Below are 23,795 nucleotides of genomic sequence, written 5' to 3' on the forward strand. Positions count from 1 at the left end.
CCAGATCTGAAAAACGGCTCATTTATTTTCGAGAGCAAAAGATCGCAGCCTTCGGCAGCTCCTACATTGGCTTGATGTACATCCTGTAGGAGCTGCCGCAGGCTGCGATCTTTGGATTTTGCCTCTAAGCCCGCGCTTCGACGCTCACCCAATAGCGGGTAAACCGCCGTACGTTCACCGGCAGACTGATTTGCAGCAGATCCAGAATCCGCTCGCTGTCGTCCAGTGGATAGGTCCCGGAGATCAGCAAGTCGGCCACTTTCGCATCGCAATGCAACTGGCCGCGTCGGTAGCGCCCGAGCTCTTCAAGGAAGTCGCCCAGGCGCATGTGCGCGGCGATCAACATGCCGTCGGCCCAGGCGCCGCTGTTGGCGTCCAGTGGCTTGGCTTCGCTGATCGAGGTGGCGCTGAAGCTCAGTTGACGGGCGATGGGCAGCCACACCGGCTCGTGCCCGGGGCGGGTCAATTCAACCTGGCCTTCGAATAGCTCCACCTGCGTGCGATCGGCAAATTGCCGGACGTTGAGCCGGGCAGCAGCGGTTTTCAACAGCCCTTGCGCCGTGCGCACTTCGAACGCTTGCGTGGTGCTCAGGAGGATCTCGCCTTCCAGCAGACGGATCAGACGTTGCGTGCTGTCCACGTCCGCTGCACTGGCGGTATTGAGCTGCAACTGGCTGCCCGTGCCCAGCGCCACCTTGCGGCGCTGACCCAACGGGCTGCGGTAATCGGCGAGCAGCGTCGGCAGCGGATTGTGCTCGCGCATGCCCCAGGTGACGGCGGAACCGGCACCGAGAAGCAGGAGCAATTTGAGCGCCTGACGGCGGCTGGAGGACTTCGGCCCGTTCAACGCGGCATGGGCCAATGGCGAAGATACACCGCGCAAGCGCTGGTTGACCCGCTGCATGTGCTCCCACGCGCGACGGTGTTCGCTGTGGGCGTCCAGCCATTGTTGCCAGGCTTGTTGCTGGCGCGGGGAGAGCGACCCCTGCTGCATTTCCATCAACCAGTGCACGGCCTGCTCGGCCACTTGCGCAGAGAAATCCGGAGCGCGGTTCATAAAGCGAAATAGCAGCGCAGGGCGGCTTTTTGCAAGTGACGCTTGACCGTGGCTACGGAGATGCCCAGCTCGGCGGCGATTTGCGGATAAGTCAGGCCATCGACCTGCGCCAGCAAAAAGGCGCGTTTGACCAAGCGCGGCAAGCCATCGAGCAACTGGTCCAGCTCGATCAGGGTTTGCAGGATGATCGCTTTGTCTTCTTCCGATGGCGCAACCATTTCCGGCATCTGCGCCAGGGACTCGAGATAGGCGCGTTCCAGGTCCTGGCGACGGTAATGATTGAACAGCACGCGTTTGGCGAGGGTAGTGAGAAAGGCGCGCGGTTCGATGATCGCTGCAGGTTCGCGGGCGCTGAGCACGCGAATGAAGGTGTCCTGGGCCAGATCTGCGGCGCTGTCCGGGCAGCCGAGTCTGCGCCGCAACCAGCCGGTGAGCCAGCTGTGGTGGTCGTGGTAAAGCGATTCGACGGGATGGGCGGACGACAAGGGAATTACTCCGGGCGCATGATCGATGCGTTAGAGAACAAGAACTGTTCGCATTGTAGGGGTGTGTAGCGCTGCCCGGCAATCAGATGCTTTTGCGTATGAGAATATTTATCATTAATATTGTTCGCCTGTTGGTTCGGCTTTATCGGCTGGACGTTTTTTCGTTTCAGGGTCGAAACATGAAAGGCAAACTCGCCTCACTTTCCATGTCCTATCGTCTGGCCATCACCTCGCGGGTGCTGGCGGCGGTGTTCGGCGGCTATCTGGTTGCGGCGCTGGCCAGTGTCGCCCTGACGCTGTGGCTACCGTTAAGTCGTGCAGAAGCGGTGGTGACCGGCATGACCATTTCCTTTCTGGTTTATCTGGTCGCGGCGCTCTGGTGTTTCGCCTGTCGCACGGCGTGGTCGGCGTGGGTCGGTCTGCTGGTGCCCAGCGTGATTCTGGCGACAGTGTCCGGCGCCGCGCGGGGCTTGGGCTACGCATGAAGGAGGGCTTTCGTCAGTCGATGGCCTGGCTGCATACCTGGACGGGACTGGTGTTTGGCTGGCTGCTGTTTGCGATTTTCCTGACCGGAACGCTGGCCTATTTCAAGGCTGAAATCAGCCACTGGATGCAGCCGGAAATTCCCGTGCACGCCATCGATTCAGCGAACAGCCTGAGCCTGGCGCAAGGCTATCTGCAGCAGCACGCGCCGGCTGCTTCGCGTTGGTTGATTGATTTGCCGAATGCCCGTGATCCTGCGTTGATTGTGCGCTGGCAAGACACACCGGCCGAAGCCGGCAAACGTGGAAGCTTCACGCAAAAAACACTCGATGCGCAGACCGGTGCAGAAATACAGGCCCGGGACAGCCGGGGCGGCGAGTTCTTCTACCGCTTCCATTTCCAGCTGCAAATGCCTTATCCGTGGGGCCGCTGGCTGGCGACGGCGGCCGCGATGGTAATGTTCATTGCGCTGATCACCGGCATCATCACCCACAAGAAAATCTTCAAAGACTTCTTCACCTTTCGCCCGCGCAAAGGCCAGCGTTCATGGCTCGACGGGCATAATGCGGTCGGCGTGCTGGTGCTGCCGTTTCATCTGATGATCACTTACAGCAGCCTGGTGATTTTCATGGCGATGGTCATGCCGGCCAGCATTCTGGCGTCCTACGGCACTGATCGCGAAGCGTTTTACCAAGACATGTTTCCCGAAACGCCAACCCCGCAACGCGCCGCTCAAGCGAGTTCGCTGCCACCGCTGGCACCCTTTTTGGTACGGGCGAGCGAGCAGTGGGCGGGGGGGCATACGGCGCGAGTCAGCGTCATCAACCCCGGCGACGCCAATGTCACGGTGCAGCTGTCGCGCGCGAGTTCCGACCGGATCGCCTATGAGTACGCCAGCAACCTGACCTTCAACGGCGTCACCCGGCAGATGCTCGGCGCCACGCCCGACAAGCCGCTGCCGATGACGATCGCCAGTGGTTTCTACGGTTTGCACATCGGTCATTTCGCCGGTCCGATCCTGCGTTGGCTGTACTTCATCTGCGGTCTGGCGAGTACCGCTATGATCGGCACCGGGCTGGTGATCTGGCTCGGCAAGCGCCAGCTCAAACATGCCAAAAGCGGCGTGATGCCGTTCGAATTGCGCGTGGTGGAGGTGCTGAACATTGCCAGCATGGCCGGGCTGACAGCGGCGGTGGCGGTGTTCTTTTTGGCCAATCGCCTGTTGCCGGCGGATCTGGCCGGGCGCGCCGATCAAGAAGTGAATGCGTTTTTTATCGCCTGGGCCTTGAGCGTGGTGCATGCGCTGCTGCGCAAGGGGCGAACGGCCTGGGTCGAACAGCTGGGGCTGGCTGGCGTGCTGTTTATCGCGGTGCCACTGATCAATCTGGCCACGCCATGGAGTCTCGGCGTAACGCTGGCGCAAGGCGACTGGACGCTGGCGGGTTTCGATCTGACTTGTTTGGGCGCAGGCCTGTTCCTCGGTTGGGCCGCCTGGAAAATGCAGCGTGCCGGCAGCGCCGTCAGCGTGAAAAAAACTCCCCGCGAAAAGCCGCGGCCGATCACGCTTGAACAGGAGGTGAGCTGATGTTGCTGGCGTTATTGCTGTGCTATGCCGGGTTCAGCGCGTTGTGTCTGTCGATGCCACGGCACCACGATGAGCTGCTTGGCAACAAACCCTCGGCCCGACGTGCACGGGTTCTGAAACTCGCCGGGTGGCTGTTGCTCGGGCTGTCGCTTTGGGCAGCTGTCGGGGCGAACGGCTGGAGTTTCGGTCTGGTCGACTGGTTTGCGGTCCTCATGCTCAGCGCCTTGGCGTTGGTGTTGTTGCTGCCCTATCGCCCACGTCTGGCCCTCGCACTGGCCGGGTTGAGCCTGCTGGCCGGTCCGGTCGCTGCTTGGGCGCAGGGCTGACATGCTGATCGGTCATCCTCCGGAGTCCCGCGACGACGAGCCGCACGGCGCGCGTGCGCATTTTCTCCAGGTGTTCCTGTCGCAGCGCTCGCAAATGGAAGCGCTGGTCAACCGACGCGTTGGTTGCCGGGCCACGGCGGCGGATCTGGTGCAGGACCTGTTCCTGCGGTTCTGGCGCAGGCCGCTGGTGCAGGTCGAAGAGCTCAGCACCTACCTGTTGCGATGCGCCGGCAACATCGCCATCGATCATTTGCGCAGCGAAGGCACGCGGGTGCGGGTCAACGAGGGCTGGCAACCGGATGCGCCGGACAGCCACGGCAGCGAACCGCAGGCCGCGCTTGAAGCGGGCAATGATCTGCGCCATGTCGAGGCAGCGTTGCGCGCCTTGCCCGAGCGCACCCGGCAGATTTTTTTGCTCAATCGCATTCACGGTCGCAAGTACGCAGACATCGCCAAGGCGATGGGCCTGTCTCAAAGTGCCGTGGAAAAACATATGATGCGCGCCCTTGAGGCCTGCAAGGCCAGCCTGCGCGAACCCGCGCCACGCCTGCCAGGGAAAGCACCGTGAAAGCCACCGACCGCATCATCCCTACACCCGCTCAGGAACAGGCCGCACTCGCCTGGCTGAGCCTGTTGCACGACCGCCCGAGCACTGGCGATCAACTGACCTTCAGCCAGTGGCTGCGCGCCGACCCGGCCCACGCCGAGGCCTACGCCCAGGCGCAAGTCGTGTGGGAGTTGAGCGAAAGTCCGGCGCGCACCCTGGCCGATGAGGACGCGTTTGCGTTGCAGGGCTACCTCAATGCAATGGAGCGTCCGCGTCGTTCAACGCTGCTGCGCTGGTCGGGCGCGCTGGCGATGGCCGCGTGTCTGATGCTGATGCTCAGCCTTGGCACGGGTTGGCAGCCGCAGCGCTGGATCGATGATCTGGGCGCCGATTACGTTTCGGCACCGGGGGAAGTCCGCACGGTGACCCTGGCCGATAATTCGCAAGTCACGCTGGACGCTGACAGCGCTATTGCCGTGGATTTCAGTCGAGGTGAGCGGCATGTGCAGTTGCGGCGTGGCGCGGGTTTTTTCAATGTGACGCACACCGGTGATCCCTTTGTGGTCGAGGCCGAGAAAGGCCAGGCGCGGGTCCTCGGTACGCAGTTCGAAGTCCGTCTGCAACCGCAGGGCGCGCAGGTCACGGTGTTGTCCGGGCGCGTTGGCGTGACGGCGGATCGCAATGCGCAACAGCAGATTCTGACGGCTGGCCAGCAAGTGGCGTACGGACAAGGCCGCGCAGAAAAACTGCACGCCGTGGACAGCGAAGCACAACTGGCCTGGCGGCAGGGCTGGCTGACGTACTACAAGGCGTCGCTGGCCGATGTGGTGCAGGATTTGCGTCGCTATTACCCAGGGCGGATTGTTGTACTCAACGATGAGTTGGCTGCGCGCAAGGTCAGCGGCAGTTTTCCGAGCGAGGATCCGCAGGCTGTTTTGAGTTCGCTGCAAGGGGTGATGGGGTTTGAGCAGCGTCAGGTGTTGGGGCATCTGATTATTTTGCGCTGATTCAACGTCAAAAGATCGCAGCCTGCGGCAGCTCCTACAGGTACACGCGATCACCTGTTGGAGCTGCCGCAGGCTGCGATCTTTTGATCTTCAGAAATATTTTCAGATTTGTGGTGAGGTAAACCACAGCCCCATCCGTGTAGTGACTGAAACTGCGAGTCATTCGCATCCGTAGCGGTTCTACACAGGTCATTGAGCAATGAAGTCCAGGGCAAAATCGGGTTCGGTCAAACAGTGGTTGGGCGTTTCGGCATTGAGTTTTTCAGCATTGGCGCTGTTGCCGATGAGCGTTGCACTCGCCGCTGAAGCCGTCAGCAGCCCCGCGCAGAAGCAGTTCAATTTTTCCCTGAGCGCCAAACCGCTGCCCCAGGCCCTGAGCGATTTCAGCCGCGTCACCGGGCAGAGCGTGGTTTACACCGATGAGGCGCCGTACGGCATTAACGCCCCGGCCGTCAGCGGCCAGATGAGCGCCGAACAAGCGCTGCAACGCCTGCTCAGTGGTTCGGGCATGACCTTCCGCCGTACCGACAGCCACACCCTGGCGCTGGAACCGCAGCCCACCGCCGGTGCGCTCAACCTCGGCGCCACCACCATCACCTCGTCCCGCGACGAGTCGATGAGCTACCAGCCGCCGCAGACCAGTTCGGTGATGCGCTCCTCGGCGTCGCTGCAGGAAATCCCGCAGACCGTCAACGTGATCCCGGCCCAGGTGATCCGCGATCAGGCCCCGCGCAATCTCGACGATGCGCTGGCCAATGTCAGCGGCATCACCCAGGGCAACACCTTGGGCAGCACCCAGGACTCGGTGATGACCCGCGGCTTCGGCGACAACCGCAATGGCTCGATCATGCGCGACGGGATGCCGATCGTGCAGGGCCGTGGCATGAACGCGACGGTCGATCGGGTCGAAGTGCTCAAGGGCCCGGCCTCGTTGCTCTACGGCATTCAGGACCCGGGCGGGGTGGTCAACCTGGTCAGCAAAAAGCCGGAATTGACCCAATACAACGCGCTGACCCTGCGCGGTTCGAGCTACGGCGACGGCAAGAATGGCAGCGGCGGCACCTTCGACAGCACCGGGGCACTGGGTGAATCCGGGCTGGCCTACCGGCTGGTGCTGGACCATGAAGACGAAGATTACTGGCGCAACTACGGCACCCATCGCGAGACGCTGATCGCGCCTTCGCTGGCCTGGTTTGGCGAGCGCACCCAGCTGTCGTTCGGCTACGAGCATCGCGAGTTCCTCACGCCGTTCGACCGGGGCACGGTGATCGATCCGCGCACCAACCACCCGCTGGACATCTCGCGCAACGAGCGTCTGGACGAGCCGTTCAACGACATGGAAGGCCGCTCGGACCTCTACCATTTCGAGGCCGACCACGAACTCAACGACGACTGGAAAGCCCACTTCGGTTACAGCTGGAACCGCGAAACCTACGACGCCAGCCAGGTGCGCGTGACCGCCATCGACACCAAAAAAGGCACGCTGACGCGCAGCATGGACGGCACGCGAGGCGCGATCAGCACCGACCGCTTCACCACCGCCAGCCTTGAGGGCAAGGTCAACCTGCTGGGCATGCAACATGATCTGGTGTTCGGCGTCGACGACGAGTACCGCAAAATCTACCGTGCCGACCTGATCCGCCAGAAAAGCCTGAGCACCTTCAGCTACGTCAATCCGGTGTATGGCCGTGAAGTCGAAGGCACCACGGTCAGCCCGGCGGACAGCGCGCAGACCGATCTGCTGCGCAGCGATTCGGTGTTTCTGCAGGACTCCATTCACCTCAATGACCAATGGATTCTGGTCGCCGGTGGACGCTTTCAGGAGTACGACCAGTACGCCGGCAAAGGCGTGCCGTTCAAGGCCAACACCGACAGCAACGGGCAGAAGTTCGTGCCGCGCGCCGGTCTGGTGTATCGCTACACCGACGAGTTGTCGTTCTACGGCAGCTACACCGAATCGTTCAAACCCAACTCGACCATCGCCCCGCTCAGCGGCAGCAGCACCGTGCTCGACGGCAGTATCGCGCCGGAAGAAGCCAAGTCGTGGGAACTGGGGGCGCGGCTGGATATACCAGGACGAATCACCGGCAACATCGCACTGTTCGACATCAAGAAGCGCAACGTGCTGGTCTCCAATTCTGAAGGCCCGACCACCATTTACAGCGCGGCTGGCGAAGTGCGTTCCCGAGGTCTGGAACTGGACCTGACCGGTCAACTGACTGACCGTTGGAGCCTGATCGGCGCCTATGCCTACACCGATGCCGAGGTCACCGAAGACCCGGACTACAAAGGCAATCGCCTGCAGAACGTGGCGAAAAACAGCGGCTCATTGTCAGCGGTGTATGACTTCGGTAGCGTGATCGGTGGCGACCAACTGCGGGTCGGTGCCGGGGCGCGGTATGTTGGTGAGCGTGCGGGCAACGCGGTGAATGATTTCGACCTGCCGAGCTACACCGTGGCCGATGCGTTCGCCACTTACGACACCCGACTCGAAGGGCAGAAGGTCAAGTTCCAGCTCAACGTGAAGAACCTGTTCGACCGCACCTACTACACCTCGGCGGCGAGCCGGTTCTTTGTATCGATGGGCGATTCGCGGCAGATTTCGCTCTCCAGCACGCTGGAGTTCTGATCCGAAAACAGCAAAAGATCGCAGCCTGCGGCAGCTCCTGCAGGGGAAACGCATTCCTACTGTAGGAGCTGCCGAAGGCTGCGATCTTTTGATCTGGCTCTAACGCAAAAACGCCTGCCGATATTCCCCCGGCGTCCCACCCAACACCTGGCGAAACCGGTTGGTGAAATGACTGGCGCTGGCAAACCCGCATGCCAGCGCAATCTCTCCCAGCGGCAACGCCGTGCAGCGCAACAACTCCCGCGCCCGGCTCATGCGTCGCGCCAGCACGTACTGATGCGGCGGCAAGCCGAAGCTCACGCGAAACATCCGCGCAAAGTGGTATTCCGACAACGCACACAGACCGGCCAGTTGCCCGAGGCTGATCGGTTCGGCCAATTGGCTGTCGATGAACTCCACCAGCTGCCGGCGCTGGTGGGGCGCCAGTCCGCCCTTGAGGCGCAAATCCTGGCGCGCGCCGACCTGGCTGAGCAGGGTGTGGCTGATCAATTCGTGAGCGAGGCTGCTGGTCAGCAAACGTTCGGCCGGCTCGTCCCAGTTCAGCGTGAGCAATTGCCGAAAGCGCTGTGCCTGTAGCGGATCTTCGAGAAAAGTCTGCTCGCGCAACTGCATTTCTCGCGGCTCGCGATCGAGCAAGGTGACGCAGCCCAACGCAAATTGCTCAGCACTGAAATACAGGTGAGCGAGGCGAATGTCACCGTTGATCACCCAGCCGGATTGGTGATCGGCGGGCAGGATGCACAACTTGTCCGGCCCGCCCTTGTGCCCCGGCTGCCCGCGCCGAAAGGTGCCGGTGCCACCGGCGATGTAGCAGGACAGCGTGTGGTGGCTCGGCGCTTCGTATTCCTGGGCATCGTGGTGGTTGGTCCACAGGGCCGCAGACAAGCCGTCACCGAGCTCGGCGCTGTGCACAAGGCGTGCGTTCGGCGAGCGGTTGAGGGCTTGAAAGACTTGCAGGGTATCAATAGCGGCCATGTGCGGTTCTCTCCAACGCCTTGCATCCTACTCCGTAGACGTCGCGCTGCCAGCCTGCCGGGCGACAAAAGCGCAAGAATCTGCAAGCGCCCCGATCCTGGCTGCCGCACCCTGAATCTCCATACAACACAACCCTGTGGCGAGAGAGCTCGCTCCCGCCGAGTGCGCAGCACTCATGAACGGGGCTGCTGCGCAGCCCGGCGCGAGCAAGTCCGCTCGCCACAGAGGTCCGGTGTCCTCAGGAGTCTCGCCATGAACCTTTCGCTGTATCTGCTGACTGTGCTGATCTGGGGCACCACCTGGATTGCCCTGAAATGGCAATTGGGGGTGGTGGCCATTCCGGTGTCGATCGTCTATCGCTTCGGCCTCGCCGCGCTGGTGCTGTTTGTGTTGTTGCTGCTCAGTCGGCGGCTGCAACCGATGAATCGGCGTGGGCATCTGATCTGCGTGGCGCAGGGTCTGTGCCTGTTCTGCGTCAACTTCATGTGCTTTCTGACGGCCAGCCAGTGGATTCCCAGCGGTCTGGTGGCGGTGGTGTTTTCCACCGCCACCTTGTGGAACGCGCTCAATGCGCGGGTGTTCTTCGGCCAGCGCATTGCGCGCAATGTGTTGATGGGGGGCGCGCTCGGTTTGTTCGGTCTGGGAATGTTGTTCTGGCCGGAACTGTCCGGCCATCAAGCCAGTCCGCAGACCTTGCTCGGTCTGGCGTTGGCCCTGTGCGGCACGCTGTGTTTCTCGGCGGGCAACATGCTGTCGAGTCTGCAGCAGAAGGCCGGTCTGAAACCGTTGACCACCAATGCCTGGGGCATGGCCTACGGGGCGGCGATGTTGTCGGTGTGGTGCCTGGTCAAAGGTATTGCGTTCGACATGGACTGGTCGCCACGTTACGTCGGCGCGCTGTTGTATCTGGTGATCCCGGGTTCAGTGATTGGCTTCACTGCCTACCTGACGCTGGTCGGGCGCATGGGCCCGGAGCGCGCGGCCTATTGCACGGTGCTGTTCCCGGTGGTGGCGCTGAACGTTTCGGCGTTTGCCGAAGGCTACCAGTGGACTGCTCCGGCGCTGCTCGGCCTGGTGTTGGTCATGCTTGGCAACGTCTTGGTGTTTCGTAAACCTCGTGCCGTGGCATTGCCCCGTCAGGGCAAGTTGGCTTGAGCCTGTAACTGTACGAGCGCTGATGTTCAGCGCTCGACTTTTATCACGATGTAAATCATCAGCGGCAAGATAAAGTCGACAATATGTCGGGCCCAATCCTTGGCGTTCCAGACTTTCGAAGTGTCCATGTCGAACCATTCGACACCGACAACTTGAAAGCATACGTAGTAAATGAAAACAGCGATTAAAAGACCAATGATCGAAAACTTCTTGGCTTCATGGAATTCCTCGCTGGAGCCGTTGATGTTCTTGAGTAATTGATAGACACCCAACATGCAAAATGCGCTGAAAGTGACTTCCAGGGTAATGATCAGCCAATATATACGGTGGTGCAGCATTGGCGAGGTGATGGCGCGGTAGCGCAGGTTGGCGTTGTGTTCGGTCGTGTCCATGCTCAGGACGTGCGCGACATATTCGTAGTTTGAACCGTAGTCGGTGAAATTGCTGAACATCATCAGCAAGCCAAAAAAACTGAAGTAACTCATCAGTATGACTTTGCTGTAGCGGATAATTTTATCCATGGTCAGAGCGTTCAAGTGTGTTCTCCATAACATTTGTCGAGGGTTCGATATGTCGGGAGAGTTTATAGCGGGGTCTATTGTTTTGGTGTCGGGTTGAATTGCAAAGTATGTGTGCGTGCATAACGTGTCGGGCAAGTGTCTTTTGGCACTTGCCCGATTTTGTTTAACCGCGCCAGACCTGCGGGTTCACCAGATCCTGTGGACGCTCGCCCATCAAGGCGCTGCGCAGGTTGGCCAGCGCGCGATTGGCCATGGCTTCGCGGGTTTCTCCGGTGGCCGAGCCGATGTGCGGTAATGTCACAGCATTTTTCAACTGGAACAGCGGGGACTCGGCCAGCGGTTCTTTTTCGTAGACGTCCAGACCGGCGCCACGGATGCGATTGTTCTGCAGCGCCTCGATCAGCGCCGGCTCGTCGACCACCGGGCCACGGGAGATGTTGACCAGGATCGCGCCCGGCTTCATCAGGCCCAGTTCGCGATGGCTGATCAGGTGGCGGGTCTTGTCGCTGAGCGGCACCACCAGGCAGACGAAATCGGCTTCGGCGAGCAACTGGTCGAGGCTGCGAAAATGTGCGCCGAGTTGTTGTTCCAGTTCGGGCTTGCGGCTGTTGCCGCTGTAGATAATCGGCATGTTGAAGCCGAAGTGGCCACGGCGGGCGACGGCGGCGCCGATGTTGCCCATGCCGACGATGCCCAGGGTCTTGCCGTGGACGTCGCAGCCGAACAATGGCGCGCCGACGCTGGCTTGCCACTGCCCGGCCTTGGTCCAGGCATCGAGTTCGGCGACGCGGCGGGCGCTGCTCATGATCAGGGCGAAGGCGAGGTCGGCGGTGCTTTCGGTGAGCACGTCCGGGGTGTTGGTGAGCATGATTCCGCGTTGGTTGAAGTAATCGAGGTCGTAGTTGTCGTAGCCGACGGAGACGCTGGAGACCACTTCGAGTTTTGTGGCGGTTTCGAGTTGGGCTTTGCCGAGTTTGCGGCCGACGCCGATCAGTCCGTGGGCGTGGGGCAGGGCTTCGTTGAATTGGGCGTTGATGTCACCGTTCTTCGGGTTGGGGACGATGACGTCGAACTCTTGCTGGAGGCGTTCGATCATGGGCGGGGTGATGCGGCTGAAGGCCAGGACTGTTTTTTTCATTGGGCTTGGGCTCGGCTGTCTTTATTACCAAGCACGCTAACATTTCTTTGTGGGGTTTGGCTTGTCTTGGCGGCCTCTGGGCCGACCATGCTCCTGGGGTTTTGGGTGTTTATCCGTTGCTTCGGGTGTTGCGGCTGGCGGTTTCGCCCTTACGGCGAGTCACTTTTGCAGACGCCCAAAAGTAACCAAAACGCTGGGCCCCGGCGTACGGCCCTCGCTCAGGCTCGGGTTCCTTCGTTGCGGGGTTCATCCGGGGGCATCGCCTCCGGTTTGCTTCGCTGCACCTCCTCTCGATGCCTTTGGCTTCGCCAAACGGTCGCTGCGCTCCCACCCCCGGATAAACCCCTCCACTCAGCCTGCCGATGGGGCCGGCACGGCAAGATCAAGAGCTGCAGCCGAGCTAACGCTCATCCTGTTGAGTGGTGAAAAGCATGCGGTCTGCCTGAACTGCTTTGCTTTTCTGTAGGAGTGAGCTTGCTCGCGAAGGCGGCCTGACAGCCGACCAGTCTCTAACTGAATCCACTCAGTCCTTGTGGGAGCTGGCTTGCCAGCGATGGCGGACTGACAGCCGACCAGTCTCTAACTGAATCCACTCAGTCCTTGTGGGAGCTGGCTTGCCAGCGATGGCGGACTGACAGCCGACCAGTCTCTAACTGAATCCACTCAGTCCTTGTGGGAGCTGGCTTGCCAGCGATGGCGGACTGACAGCCGACCAGTCTCTAACTGAATCCACTCAGTCCTTGTGGGAGCTGGCTTGCCAGCGATGGCGGCCTGACAGCCGACCAGTCTCTAACTGAATCCACTCAGTCCTTGTGGGAGCTGGCTTGCCAGCGAAGGCGGCCTGACAGCCGACCAGTCTCTAACTGAATCCACTCAGTCCTTGTGGGAGCTGGCTTGCCAGCGAAGGCGGCCTGACAGCCGACCAGTCTCTAACTGAATCCACTCAGTCCTTGTGGGAGCTGGCTTGCCAGCGAAGGCGGCCTGATAGCCGACCAGTCTCTAACTGACTCGCCCTCTCCCACAATGGCTCAGCTGTGTGCTGCAGATTGGCTGATTTCCACGTTGTCCAGCACCCGGTTCACCGCCAGTTCGGCGAGCATGATGATTTGCTGGATCGCCAGTATCGTTTGTCGCTGCGGGCTGTCGACGTAGGCCGCAATGTCGCTGGTCATGATGTTCGCCGAGGCCAGTGATTCGCAGGCGTGAACCAGCAGGCTTTCGTTGTCCATGTCGGGGGCGACCTGGAACATGCTGCTGGGTTTGTGGCATCTCACAGCGGCGGCGGGCGGTTTCAGGTAGTGGTCGAGGGCGCGTTCGGCGGCGTCGTGGAGCTTTTTTGAATCGAGGGATTCGTAGGGGGAGGTGCTTTCCGCTTGGGGCGGATTGGGTGAGGGCTTAATCATGGCAAAGATCCTTTTAACGAAATGGAACTGCCACTTTTCGTTTCCAGGCGAAGTGGGTGGCAGCTGTACGCAGGCTGGAAAAACCGGCAAAGGATCAAACCCGGCAGACCCGAGGGTCTCCCACGTACAGCCGCCATAACTGAAACACCGGCGCTGAAGAAGCGCGGCATTATGTCATGTGCTTTGACCCTTCGGGTTTTCCAGACCCGGTCGCTGATGTGTCAGCGACCGAACCAGCCTATCCACCCAACTTCCGAGCCACAACCGTCAAAACCTGTCGGAAAACTCCCTTCAAATGACCGCTTCTGTAGGAGCTGCCGCAGGCTGCGATCTTTTGATTTTTAAACATCAAAGGCAAAGATCGCAGCCTGCGGCAGCTCCTACAGGTTTGGCGGTGTGTTTAAGTCAGGTGGCGACGCGGGCGCCGGCGAGGCTGCCGCTGAGTTCGTAGGCGGCCAGTTCTGCCTGGTGCGCGGCAAGGATTTCCGGCAGTGACCCGCGCAAATACTCGACCCAGGTCTTGATCTTCGCATCCAGGTATTGCCGCGACGGGTAGATCGCGTACAGGTTGAGTTCCTGCGAGCGGTAGTTGGGCATCATCCGCACCAGTGTGCCGTTGCGCAGGCCTTCGATGGCGGCGTAGACCGGCAGGACACCGACGCCCATGCCGCTGATTATCGCGGCCTTCATCGCGTCGGCGGAGTTCACCAGGAAGGGCGAGCTGTTGATGGTGACCATTTCCTGGCCATCGGGGCCGTTGAAGGCCCATTTTTCCAGGGGGATCACCGGGCTGACGAGGCGCAGGCAGGCGTGGTTCAGCAGGTCGCTGGGTTTTTGCGCGCAGCCGTTGGCTTTCACGTAGGCCGGGGAGGCGCAGACGATGCTGTAGGTGATGCCCAGGCGTTGCGAGACGAAGCCCGAGTCCGGCAGTTCGCTGGCCAGCACGATGGACACATCGTAGCCCTCGTCGAGCAGGTCCGGCACGCGGTTGGCCATGGTCAGGTCGAAGGTCACGTCCGGGTGGGTCTTGCGGTAGCGGGCGATGGCGTCGATCACGAAGTGCTGGCCGATACCGGTCATGGTGTGCACTTTCAGTTGGCCGGCGGGGCGCGCGTGGGCTTCGCTGGCCTCGGCTTCGGCTTCTTCGACATAGGCCAGGATCTGTTCGCAGCGCAGCAGGTAGCGCTTGCCGGCCTCGGTCAGGGCGATGCGCCGGGTCGTGCGATTGAGCAGGCGGGTTTGCAGGTGGGCTTCCAGGTTGGAGACCGCGCGCGAGACGTTGGCCGTGGTGGTGTCGAGTTGCACGGCGGCAGCGGTGAAGCTGCCGGCTTCGGCCACGCAACTGAAGGCGCGCATGTTTTGCAATGTGTCCATGGGGTGCTCTCAAGGGAGATGGCAAATTGTGACACGAAGTTTCAGGGGCTGAGACCCCCGACCAAGGGATTATCTCGTTAACGGTAACAAAGATTCACAGGAATCCCAGCTTATCGCCACCAAGGCGTCCACCTAGAATTGCGCCGTTCCCTGTAGGAGCTGCCGAAGGCTGCGATCTTTTGATTCTGTTTTAAGGGAATCAGGATCAAAGATCGCAGCCTTCGGCAGCTCCTACAGAAGGGAACACGTCCCGCCTTATCCTCTTTCAGGAATTCGCAGCTGTGCCGCGTCGCATCAACAGAGCGCTTTTGCCGCTCAGTGTTCTGGCTTTTACTTTGGGTCTTGGCGGCTGCATCGGTACCGGAGGAATTGCCCCGCAGGGCAAGGCACTGGAGGCCAATACCCTGGCCACCGACGACGCGATTGCCCACGCCGCCAAAGACGCCAATTGGCCCACCGCACAATGGTGGCAAGCCTACGGCGACCCGCAACTCAATCGCTGGATCGACCTCGCCGTGCAGGGCAGTCCGAGCATGGCCATGGCCGCGGCGCGGGTGCGTCAGGCCAAGGCGCTGGCCGGTGTCGCCGAAGCGGCCGAGTCGTTGCAGATCAATGGCGAGTCGACGCTCAAGCGCCACAATTGGCCGACCGACCAGTTCTACGGCCCGGGCGAGCTGGCCAACACCACCACCTGGGACAACAACGCCGCGCTGGGTTTCAGCTACGCCCTCGGCCTCTGGGGGCGTGAAAGCAATGCCAGCGAACGCGCGGTGGATCTGGCGCACATGAGCGCCGCCGAAGCGCGGCTGGCGCAGCTGGAATTGCAGAACAATATCGTGCGCGCCTACATCGAGCTGTCGCTGCACTATGCCCAGCGCGATATCGTCGCCGCGACCCTCAAGCAGCAACAGCAGATTCTGGATCTGGCGCAGAAGCGTCTGGATGGCGGGATCGGTACGCACTTCGAAGTCAGTCAGGCCGAAACACCGTTGCCGGAAACCCATCGGCAACTGGATGCGCTCGACGAAGCCATCGCCCTGAGCCGCAACCAGATCGCCGCGTTGGCGGGCAAAGGCCCGGGCGACGGTGCGCAGTTGCAGCGGCCGACGTTGGCGCTGGGGGCTGCGTTGAAACTGCCGTCGGCATTGCCCGCCGAGTTGCTCGGTCAACGCCCGGACGTGGTCGCCAGTCGCTGGCAGGTCGCGGCGCAGGCGCGCGGTATTGATGTTGCGCATGCCGGTTTCTATCCCAACGTCGATCTGGTTGGCAGCCTCGGCTACATGGCCACCGGCGGCGGGGCGCTGGAGTTTTTGACTGGCAAGAAGCTCAACTACAACGTCGGCCCGGCGATCTCCTTGCCGATCTTCGACGGTGGGCGTTTGCGCAGTGAGCTGGGCGAAGCGTCCGCCGGGTATGACATCGCCGTGGCGCATTACAACCAGACGCTGGTCAATGCGCTGAAGAACATCTCCGACCAGTTGATTCGCCGCGAGTCGATGGACAAGCAGCAAGCCTTCGCCGCCGAATCCGTGGCCACTGCGCAGAAGACCTACGACATCGCGATGATCGCTTATCAGCGTGGCCTCACTGATTACCTCAACGTGCTCAATGCGCAGACCTTGCTGTTCAAGCAACAGCAGGTGCAGCAGCAGGTGCAGGCGGCGCGCTTGAGTGCGCATGCCGAGCTGGTGACGGCGCTGGGCGGCGGCCTCGGGGCGGGCAATGACGTGCCGACTGCCGAGCAAACAGCAGCCCCGAAAACCCCGACCCTGTTGCGGTGAACACACAATCCACTACACAAAACCTTTGTGGTGAGGGGATTTATCCCCGATGGGCTGCGGAGCAGCCCCAAAACCTGCAAACCGGTTCTGCTTGGCACACCGCATTGGCTTTTCTTGGGGCTGCTGTGCAACCCATCGGGGATAAATCCCCTCACCACAGAGTTTGTGTTCACCACAAAAATTGATGTTTGCCACAGATAACTCTTCAGTCCTCAATCATTGAGCAAGATTTAATGACTCCCTTGCCCGCACCTCTACGCTGGCTCTCCTCCCTGGAATGGCGCCGTGGCTTCTTTGACTGGGCGCGCAGTGATGGCGTGACCTGGGTCTACATCTTCAAGGTATTGCTCGCCGCGTTCCTCACGCTATGGCTGGCCATGCGTCTGGAGCTGCCGCAGCCGCGCACGGCGATGATCACCGTGTTCATCGTCATGCAGCCGCAGAGCGGCCAAGTGTTCGCCAAAAGTTTCTATCGCTTTCTCGGCACTCTGGCCGGGTCGGCGATGATGGTCACGCTGATCGCGCTGTTCGCGCAGAACACCGAATTGTTCCTGGGCTCGCTGGCGATCTGGGTTGGCATCTGTTCGGCGGGGGCGGCGCGCTGCCGTAACTTTCGCGCCTACGGTTTTGTCTTGGCGGGCTACACCGCGGCGATGGTCGGGCTGCCGGCGCTGGCGCATCCGGACGGTGCGTTCATGGCCGCCGTGTGGCGAGTGCTGGAGATCTCGTTGGGGATTCTCTGCTCGACCGTGATCAGCGCCGCGATCCTGCCGCAAACCGCCAGCGCAGCCATGCGCAACGCGCTGTATCAGCGCTTCGGTGTGTTCGCGCTGTTCGTCACCGATGGCCTGCGCGGGCGCAGCAAGGCCGAGTCGTTCGAAGCGAGCAACGTGCGCTTCATCGCCGAAGCCGTAGGCCTGGAAGGGCTGCGCAGCGTCACCGTTTTCGAAGACCCGCACATGCGCCGACGCAACGGTCGCCTCAGCCGTTTGAACAGCGAGTTCATGGGCATCACCACACGCTTCAACGCCCTGCATCAGTTGCTCGAGCGCCTGCGCGGCAACGGCGAAGAACATGTGGTGGCCGCGATCAAACCGGGCCTGCAGGACTTGGCCGAAGTGCTCGACGGCTTCAGTGGCCGTGCCTTGACCAGCCCGGACGCGGCACGTCTGGCGACGGCGTTGGCGACGTACAAGGAAGGCCTGCCGACACGCGTGCGAACCTTGCGCGGGATTTTCCAGGAAACCGCTCCGAGTGAAGCCGAGCAACTGGACTTCCACACCGCCTACGAATTGCTCTATCGCTTCGTCGATGACTTGCACAGTTATGCACAGACCCACGCCTCGCTGGCCGATCACCGCCACGAGCGTGAGCGCTGGGACGAGCCGTTCACCCCGCAAACCAACTGGTGGGCCGCGGCGGCTTCGGGGATCCGCGCGTCGTTCATCCTGATTGTGCTGGGCAGCTATTGGGTGGCCACCGCGTGGCCGAGCGGCGCGACCATGACCTTGATCGCCGCCGCCACCGTGGGTTTGTCCGCCGCCACACCGAACCCGAAACGCATGGCGTTCCAGATGGCCTGCGGGACGTTCCTCGGGGCGCTGATCGGCTTCGTCGAGATGTTTTTCATCTTTCCGTGGATCGACGGTTTTCCGCTGTTGTGCGTGATGCTCGCGCCGGTGATCGTGCTCGGTTCGTTCCTCACGTCGCGGCCGCAATATGCCGGGGTCGGCCTGGGGCTGCTGATCTTCTTCAGCACAGGTTCGGTGCCGGACAACCTGACCGTCTACAACCCCTACACCTTCATCAACGACTACATCGCCATGGTCATGGGCATGCTGGTGTGCGCGGCGGCGGGGGCAATCATTCTGCCGCCGAACAGCCGCTGGTTGTGGAAGCGCCTGGAGCAGGATTTGCGCGGTCAGGTGGTCTACGCCATCAGCGGCAAACTCAAGGGGCTGGCGTCGAGTTTCGAGAGTCGTACCCGCGATCTGTTGCATCAGGCATACGGCCTCGCTGCCGGCCAGCCGAAGGTACAAAAAAACCTGCTGCGCTGGATGTTTGTGGTGCTTGAAGTCGGCCACGCGATCATCGAGTTGCGCAAGGAACAGGCAATCCTCCCGGTGCACCCGGCGTATGCCGAATCGCAGCCGTGGCGCCAGGCTATTCGGGTGATGGGCCGGGCGCTGGTGCGGCTGTTTCTGCAACCGAACCCGAGCAATCTGGAGCGCGCACTGGTCGCGGTCGATCACGCGATCAGCCGGGTCGCCGCGACCGACGAGCCGTTCGCGCCGCACTTCGACACGTCCGCGCTGCGTCGGGTGAAGAGCTATCTGCACTTCATCCGCACCTCGTTGCTCGACCCGCAATCACCACTCGCTGCCTACGCCGTCGCCAAGCCCGAAGGACTTGCCCATGCCTCGTGAAATCGCCTTCCACGGCGTGTACATGCCGACCATGACCCTAATGTTTTTTGTCGCTGCGGCGCTGGCCTGGGCGCTGGACCGGTTCCTCTCGGGGTTCGACCTGTACCGCTTTTTCTGGCACCCGGCGCTGCTGCGCCTGAGTCTGTTTACCTGTCTGTTCGGCGCCATGGCGCTGACCGTCTACCGTTGAGAACGTTCTGATGAAAAAGTTTTTCAGCCTGCTCGCGACCCTGCTGGTGCTGGCCCTGGCACTGTGGATTGGCCGGACCCTGTGGGAGCATTACATGAACACCCCGTGGACCCGCGACGGCCGGGTGCGGGCGGACATCATCAACGTCGCGGCCGATGTCACGGGTGAAGTCATCGATGTGCCGGTGCGCGACAACCAGTTGGTGAAGAAGGGCGACCTGCTGATGCAGATCGACCCCGAGCACTACCGCATCGCGGTCAAGCAGGCGCAGTCGCTGGTCGCTTCGCGCAAGTCGACGTGGGAGATGCGCAAAGTCAACGCACATCGCCGCGCCGACCTCGACAACCTGGTGATCTCCAAGGAAAACCGCGACGACGCCAGCAATATCGCCGACGCCGCGCTGGCCGATTACCAACACGCGCAAGCGCAACTGGAAGCCGCCGAACTTAACCTCAAACGCACCGAAGTGCGCGCGGCGGTGGACGGTTACGTGACCAACCTCAACGTGCATCGCGGCGACTACGCGCGCATTGGCGAAGCGAAAATGGCCGTGGTCGACATGAACTCGTTCTGGGTCTACGGCTTCTTTGAAGAGACCAAGCTGCCGCATGTGCGCGTGGGTGACAAAGCCGACATGCAACTGATGAGCGGCGAAGTGTTGAAGGGCCACGTGGAGAGCATTTCCCGCGGCATCTACGACCGCGACAACCCGGAAAGCCGCGAGCTGATCGCCGACGTCAACCCGACATTCAACTGGGTGCGTCTGGCGCAGCGGGTACCGGTGCGCATTCACATCGATGAAGTGCCGGAGGGGGTGTTGCTGGCGGCGGGGATTACTTGCACGGTGGTGGTGAAACAAGAGCCTGTGGATAACTGACAGGCCGCGTCGCGGCCATTCGCGAGCAGGCTCGCTCCCACAGGGGATCTTCGATGTGTCACAGATCCAGTGTGGGAGCGAGCCTGCTCGCGAAGCGAACAACCCGGTCTTTCAGACCAATACCGAGTAATCATTCAGCGCAAAACGTCTCCTGCAAATGCCGCCACAACACCCGCCCGTCTTCGCTCTTTTCAAACACCACTGTCGACCGGCGATCGGTGTGCAACCCGCTCGCATCGCTCTGCTGCTCGCGATAACTCAACGTCGCGCTATGCGCATGCAGGGCAATCCCGCGCAGCTCACTGAGCTCGATCCGGAACCCGGGCTTCTTCCCGCCTGCTGACTGAAACAGCCCGCGCAAGGCTTCGATATCCAGCACCCGGCCCAGCGGCGTGACCATGGAAAAATCCGTGGAGAACCGGCTCAGCAAACGCGCCAGTTCCGCCGGATCCTGCTCCACGGCAAACCAGCGTTCGATGACCAGGTGGGCCTGGATCACTTCATCAAAATATTCGTTGTAGTCAATCATGTGGATTTTTCCTGAAGGGAAGGTGGGCTCAGCAGGGCGAGCACTTTGGAGGCGTCGAAACGCAGCACGGCGATCATCGGCAGCAATGTGAGCAAGGCAGCCGCGACAAAACAGTATTTGAATCCGTTGTTGCCCAATGCGCCCAACAGCGAACTGAGCAGCGCGGCGCCAAGACAGAAACCGAGCTGGCGATTGATGTTCCACAGCGCGCTGGAGTGGCCCATTTTTTCCGGCGCGATGCCGACAAACGCCAAGGTCTGTGCGGTCACGCTGCACAGGCTGCCGCCCAGTCCCATCAAGGCATAGGCGATGATCAGCGGCGCGGCGGCGGGCTGCTCGATGCGCATCAACAAGACAATGCCCAGACATTGCAAAAGCATTCCGGCGATCAGCAACGGTTTGGGGCCGATGCGGTTGAAACTGCGTTTGCCGAGCATGATCGCCACGCCCGAGGCAGCGGCCCAGGACAGCATCAGCGCACCGGTTTGCGCGGCGCCGAAGCCGAGGTCATGCAGGTACAACACGGCAATCATGTTGGTGCCGGTAAACACCCCGGGCACAAACAGATAAATCAGCATTGCCAGGCGCAACGACGGACTCTTGAGTAGTTGCAGGTCGAGCACCGCGTCGGGCTTGTGCCAGCCATCACGCAGGTATAGCCATAAGGTGATGGCGCCGATCAGCAGCACGCCGCCCGCAAGATGTCGGGTCGTGGGCGCGCTCGCCAGACTCACGGCCATCAACAACAGACTCAGGGTTGCCACCGCCAGCAGCAGGCCGCGTACGTCCAGCGTCGGACGCTCGGTGGTGGGTTGATCCGCTTGCAACCACAACAGACCCAATGCGAACACGAGCAGCGCCAGCGGCATGTTCAGGTAGAAAATCCAGCGCCATGACAAGGCCTCGACGATCAGGCCGCCCGCCGCCGGCGACAGGGCTGGCACCATCAGCGCAACCAGCAACACCACACCAGTGAGGTGTGCCCGCTGCGTCGCCGGGAATTGCCGATACGCCAGGGCCTGCCCGATCGGCAGCAACAATCCGCCGCCGAGCCCTTGCAGCAGACGCCAGCCGATCAGGCTTTCAATCGACCCGGCCTGGGCCACCAGACCGGAGGCGATGCCGAACATCAGCAACGAGCCGAGAATCAGCCGCCGCTCGCCCAGCCGCGCCGCCAGCCATACGCTCAGCGGAATGATCAGCGTCAGCCCGAGCATGTAGGCGTTGGTGATCCACGCCAGTCGCGTCACCGAGGCGTGCAACTCCCGCGCGATGTTCGGGTAGGCAATGCTCGCGGCGAACATGTTCAGCAGGTCGAGGGCGAACCCGGACAAATACACCAGCGCGACTTTCGAGCGATAGGCCATGACAGCCTCCCTGTGATGAGGTGTGCAGGGTAGGGCGGTTCGGACGTTAGGAAAACGCGGGTTTGCCTGCTAGTTTGTCAAAATTATTTTGACAGGGAGTGCACCGGAGATGGTCAGCCTGGACCGTTTTGACACCTTCAAAGCCGTGGTCGAGGCCGGGTCACTGACGGCCGCCGCCGATACCTTGGGCCAGACCCGCGCCGTGGTGAGCTTCAACCTCAAGCGTCTGGAAGAGGAATTGGGCGTCACGCTGCTCACGCGCAACACCCGGCAACTGGCCCTGACCGATGCCGGCGAGCGCTTTTATCGCCGCTGTCTGCGCACCCTCGACGAAGCGCGATTGGCGATCGAGGAGGCGCGCTCCGAGCATGCGCAACTCAAGGGCACGTTGCGCATCACCACCACCGTGGAATTCGCCTTGGCTCAGGTGGTGCCGGCGCTGGAGGTGTTTCGTCAGCAACAGCCGCAACTGAACATTCATTTGTCGACGTCCTCGACCCATGCCGATCTGATCTCCGAACGCTTTGACCTGGCGATTCGCCTGGGCCGCATGCACGACTCCAGTCTGCGCGCGGTGCAGTTGTCGACGTTCGAAGTGTTTGCGGTGGCGGCGCCGCCGCTGGTCGAGCGCTTTGCCCCGGCTGCCACGTTGGCGATGCTGGAATCAATGCCGACGCTGGGGCATGGCCGCGTCCCGGAAATGCCCGTGACCGACCCGGCGGGTACTGAGCATGTCTACCAGCCCAAACCGGGGACCACCGCCATCGTCGCTGACAACTCGGCAACGCTGCGAGCGTTTGCGTTGACCGGGCAAGGCGTGGCGATTCTGCCGCAGTGGCTGATTCAGGATGATCTGGAGGCGGGGCGATTGGTGCGATTGCTGGCCGATTACCGTTTTGCTCAGCAGGGGGTGTATGCGCTGTACCCGGATACCCGGCATTTGCCGCTGAAGGTGCGGGCGTTCATTGATTTCATGAAGGGCTGGGGCTGAGTGTTGGCTGATCTGGCCCCTTCGCGAGCAGGCTCGCTCCCACATTTGGAACGCATTCTCTTGTGGGAGCGAGCCTGCTCGCGAAAGCGTCAACCCGGTCTCAGAGCTTCCCACGCAACCCGAACCGCCGCATCAACGTCGTTTCCAGCAACCCCTTGGGCAACACCATCGCCAGCAACGGCAACGCCCGGCTGCCATTACCGATACGAATCAAGCGTGGTGGCTTGTCCCGCTGCACAGCCTTGAGCAACTCAGCCGCAAACTCACTGGCCGGCGTCGGCTTGTCCTGCGAGGCCTTGGCCCGTGCGCGGATCCCCTCACGCAAGGGAAACCAAGGCGACTGCTCGTTGATCAACTGCTCGGCCTCATGCCCTGCGTTCTTGGCGAAGCTCGACTGAATCGCCCCGGGCTGGACCTCCATCACGCGAATGCCGAATGGCGCCAGTTCCATGCGCAGTGCATCGCTCAACGCATGCACCGCCGCTTTCGAGGCGCAATACGCGCCAGCGAACGGCGTCACCAGCACGCCTGAGACACTGCCGATGTTCACCACCAGCCCCTTGGCCCGGCGCAGTACCGGGAACAGTGCGCGAGTCACGCCGACAATCGAGAACACGTTGGTTTCGAACTGGCGCTGCATGGCCGGCACGCCGCCGTCGAGCAGCGGCCCCATGGCGCCATAACCGGCGTTGTTGATCAGCACATCGAGGCCGCCGTGTTGCTGGTTGAGGCGTTCGGCGAGCTGTTCCAGCGCCACGTTGTCATTGACGTCCAGCGCAATGGCGGTGAACCCGGCAGCGGTGAGGGCCGCGACATCTTCGGTTTTGCGCGCCGTGGCCCAGACTTCGTAGCCGGCGGCTTTGAATGCATCGGCGAGGGCGCGGCCAATGCCGCTGGAGCAACCGGTAATCAACGCAACGGGCATGGCGCATTCCTTGTGCAAAAAAGG

Annotated in this window: 22 protein-coding genes; 12 read left to right on the forward strand and 10 right to left on the reverse strand. The window is 61.6% G+C overall.

The features are described 5' to 3' along the window. Positions 1 to 124 precede the first annotated feature (124 nt). Together ACYZUM_RS01140 and ACYZUM_RS01145 are read right to left on the reverse strand one after the other, a co-directional pair. On the reverse strand, positions 125 to 1,057 hold the full coding sequence (locus ACYZUM_RS01140) for a DUF4880 domain-containing protein (protein WP_108181724.1): 933 nt from the start codon (positions 1,055 to 1,057) through the stop codon (positions 125 to 127). Continuing rightward, positions 1,054 to 1,542: a sigma-70 family RNA polymerase sigma factor gene (locus ACYZUM_RS01145; RefSeq protein ID WP_108181725.1), complete on the reverse strand. Its 489-nt coding sequence runs from the start codon at positions 1,540 to 1,542 to the stop codon at positions 1,054 to 1,056. Before ACYZUM_RS01145 ends, ACYZUM_RS01140 begins: the two co-directional genes overlap by 4 nt. A gap of 179 nt (positions 1,543 to 1,721) precedes the next feature. On the opposite strand from ACYZUM_RS01145, the gene ACYZUM_RS01150 reads away from it, so the two are divergent. From ACYZUM_RS01150 to ACYZUM_RS01175, 6 genes are all read left to right on the forward strand, one after another. Next, the gene (locus ACYZUM_RS01150) at positions 1,722 to 2,027 is read left to right on the forward strand and encodes a DUF3649 domain-containing protein (RefSeq protein ID WP_108181726.1); all 306 of its coding nucleotides are present in this window, start codon (positions 1,722 to 1,724) and stop codon (positions 2,025 to 2,027) included. Next, positions 2,024 to 3,610, forward strand: a complete 1,587-nt coding sequence (locus tag ACYZUM_RS01155; RefSeq protein WP_108181727.1) for a PepSY-associated TM helix domain-containing protein — start codon at positions 2,024 to 2,026, stop codon at positions 3,608 to 3,610. Before ACYZUM_RS01150 ends, ACYZUM_RS01155 begins: the two co-directional genes overlap by 4 nt. Beyond that, positions 3,610 to 3,936 (forward strand): DUF3325 domain-containing protein, encoded by a 327-nt coding sequence (locus tag ACYZUM_RS01160; RefSeq protein WP_108181728.1) that lies wholly within the window; start codon positions 3,610 to 3,612, stop codon positions 3,934 to 3,936. Before ACYZUM_RS01155 ends, ACYZUM_RS01160 begins: the two co-directional genes overlap by 1 nt. A gap of 1 nt (position 3,937) precedes the next feature. Continuing rightward, positions 3,938 to 4,504, forward strand: coding sequence for an RNA polymerase sigma factor (locus ACYZUM_RS01165; protein ID WP_003221797.1), 567 nt, complete (start codon positions 3,938 to 3,940; stop codon positions 4,502 to 4,504). After that, entirely contained in the window at positions 4,501 to 5,490 is a 990-nt protein-coding gene (locus ACYZUM_RS01170) for a FecR family protein (RefSeq protein WP_108181729.1), read from the forward strand. Before ACYZUM_RS01165 ends, ACYZUM_RS01170 begins: the two co-directional genes overlap by 4 nt. A gap of 199 nt (positions 5,491 to 5,689) precedes the next feature. After that, complete coding sequence (locus ACYZUM_RS01175) at positions 5,690 to 8,119, forward strand: TonB-dependent siderophore receptor (protein WP_108181730.1); 2,430 nt, start codon at positions 5,690 to 5,692, stop codon at positions 8,117 to 8,119. 99 nt (positions 8,120 to 8,218) lie between these two features. Here the strand turns inward: ACYZUM_RS01175 and ACYZUM_RS01180 are convergent, their stop codons facing one another. Then, positions 8,219 to 9,094 carry an AraC family transcriptional regulator gene (locus ACYZUM_RS01180; RefSeq protein WP_108181731.1) on the reverse strand — a complete coding sequence of 292 codons (876 nt, stop codon included), beginning with the start codon at positions 9,092 to 9,094 and terminating at the stop codon, positions 8,219 to 8,221. A 252-nt stretch (positions 9,095 to 9,346) separates the two neighbouring features. On the opposite strand from ACYZUM_RS01180, the gene ACYZUM_RS01185 reads away from it, so the two are divergent. Beyond that, on the forward strand, positions 9,347 to 10,249 hold the full coding sequence (locus ACYZUM_RS01185; protein WP_108181732.1) for a DMT family transporter: 903 nt from the start codon (positions 9,347 to 9,349) through the stop codon (positions 10,247 to 10,249). 26 nt (positions 10,250 to 10,275) lie between these two features. Here the strand turns inward: ACYZUM_RS01185 and ACYZUM_RS01190 are convergent, their stop codons facing one another. From ACYZUM_RS01190 to ACYZUM_RS01205, 4 genes are all read right to left on the reverse strand, one after another. Then, positions 10,276 to 10,785, reverse strand: a complete 510-nt coding sequence (locus ACYZUM_RS01190) for a DUF2165 family protein (protein ID WP_108181733.1) — start codon at positions 10,783 to 10,785, stop codon at positions 10,276 to 10,278. Positions 10,786 to 10,933: 148 nt separating this feature from the next. Further along, positions 10,934 to 11,908, reverse strand: a complete 975-nt coding sequence (locus tag ACYZUM_RS01195) for a 2-hydroxyacid dehydrogenase (RefSeq protein ID WP_041073989.1) — start codon at positions 11,906 to 11,908, stop codon at positions 10,934 to 10,936. Positions 11,909 to 12,936: 1,028 nt separating this feature from the next. Then, the gene (locus tag ACYZUM_RS01200; protein ID WP_108181734.1) at positions 12,937 to 13,311 is read right to left on the reverse strand and encodes a DUF6124 family protein; all 375 of its coding nucleotides are present in this window, start codon (positions 13,309 to 13,311) and stop codon (positions 12,937 to 12,939) included. A gap of 405 nt (positions 13,312 to 13,716) precedes the next feature. Beyond that, on the reverse strand, positions 13,717 to 14,685 hold the full coding sequence (locus tag ACYZUM_RS01205; RefSeq protein WP_108181735.1) for a LysR family transcriptional regulator: 969 nt from the start codon (positions 14,683 to 14,685) through the stop codon (positions 13,717 to 13,719). Between the two features lie 281 nt (positions 14,686 to 14,966). On the opposite strand from ACYZUM_RS01205, the gene ACYZUM_RS01210 reads away from it, so the two are divergent. The 4 genes from ACYZUM_RS01210 (at position 14,967) to ACYZUM_RS01225 (ending at position 19,959) form a co-directional block, all read left to right on the forward strand. Then, positions 14,967 to 16,466, forward strand: a complete 1,500-nt coding sequence (locus tag ACYZUM_RS01210) for an efflux transporter outer membrane subunit (protein WP_473061227.1) — start codon at positions 14,967 to 14,969, stop codon at positions 16,464 to 16,466. A gap of 233 nt (positions 16,467 to 16,699) precedes the next feature. Then, entirely contained in the window at positions 16,700 to 18,892 is a 2,193-nt protein-coding gene (locus tag ACYZUM_RS01215) for an FUSC family protein (protein ID WP_108181737.1), read from the forward strand. Continuing rightward, complete coding sequence (locus ACYZUM_RS01220) at positions 18,882 to 19,082, forward strand: DUF1656 domain-containing protein (protein ID WP_003221811.1); 201 nt, start codon at positions 18,882 to 18,884, stop codon at positions 19,080 to 19,082. Before ACYZUM_RS01215 ends, ACYZUM_RS01220 begins: the two co-directional genes overlap by 11 nt. Before the next feature lie 10 nt (positions 19,083 to 19,092). Next, positions 19,093 to 19,959 carry an efflux RND transporter periplasmic adaptor subunit gene (locus ACYZUM_RS01225; protein ID WP_108181738.1) on the forward strand — a complete coding sequence of 289 codons (867 nt, stop codon included), beginning with the start codon at positions 19,093 to 19,095 and terminating at the stop codon, positions 19,957 to 19,959. Positions 19,960 to 20,089: 130 nt separating this feature from the next. On the opposite strand, the gene ACYZUM_RS01230 is transcribed toward ACYZUM_RS01225, so the two are convergent. Both ACYZUM_RS01230 and ACYZUM_RS01235 read right to left on the reverse strand, forming a co-directional pair. Next, a complete protein-coding gene (locus tag ACYZUM_RS01230) occupies positions 20,090 to 20,488 on the reverse strand; it encodes a DUF4440 domain-containing protein (protein WP_108181739.1) in 399 nt (132 codons plus the stop codon). Continuing rightward, positions 20,485 to 21,855: an MFS transporter gene (locus ACYZUM_RS01235; RefSeq protein WP_108181740.1), complete on the reverse strand. Its 1,371-nt coding sequence runs from the start codon at positions 21,853 to 21,855 to the stop codon at positions 20,485 to 20,487. Before ACYZUM_RS01235 ends, ACYZUM_RS01230 begins: the two co-directional genes overlap by 4 nt. Positions 21,856 to 21,964: 109 nt before the next feature. Here ACYZUM_RS01235 and ACYZUM_RS01240 point away from each other — a divergent pair, with 109 nt between their 5' ends. Then, on the forward strand, positions 21,965 to 22,846 hold the full coding sequence (locus ACYZUM_RS01240) for a LysR family transcriptional regulator (protein WP_108181741.1): 882 nt from the start codon (positions 21,965 to 21,967) through the stop codon (positions 22,844 to 22,846). Positions 22,847 to 22,946: 100 nt separating this feature from the next. Here ACYZUM_RS01240 and ACYZUM_RS01245 read toward each other — a convergent pair whose 3' ends face one another. Beyond that, positions 22,947 to 23,771, reverse strand: a complete 825-nt coding sequence (locus tag ACYZUM_RS01245) for an SDR family oxidoreductase (RefSeq protein WP_108181742.1) — start codon at positions 23,769 to 23,771, stop codon at positions 22,947 to 22,949. Between the last annotated feature and the right edge of the window lie 24 nt (positions 23,772 to 23,795).

The organism is Pseudomonas sp. m6p (assembly GCF_055760375.1).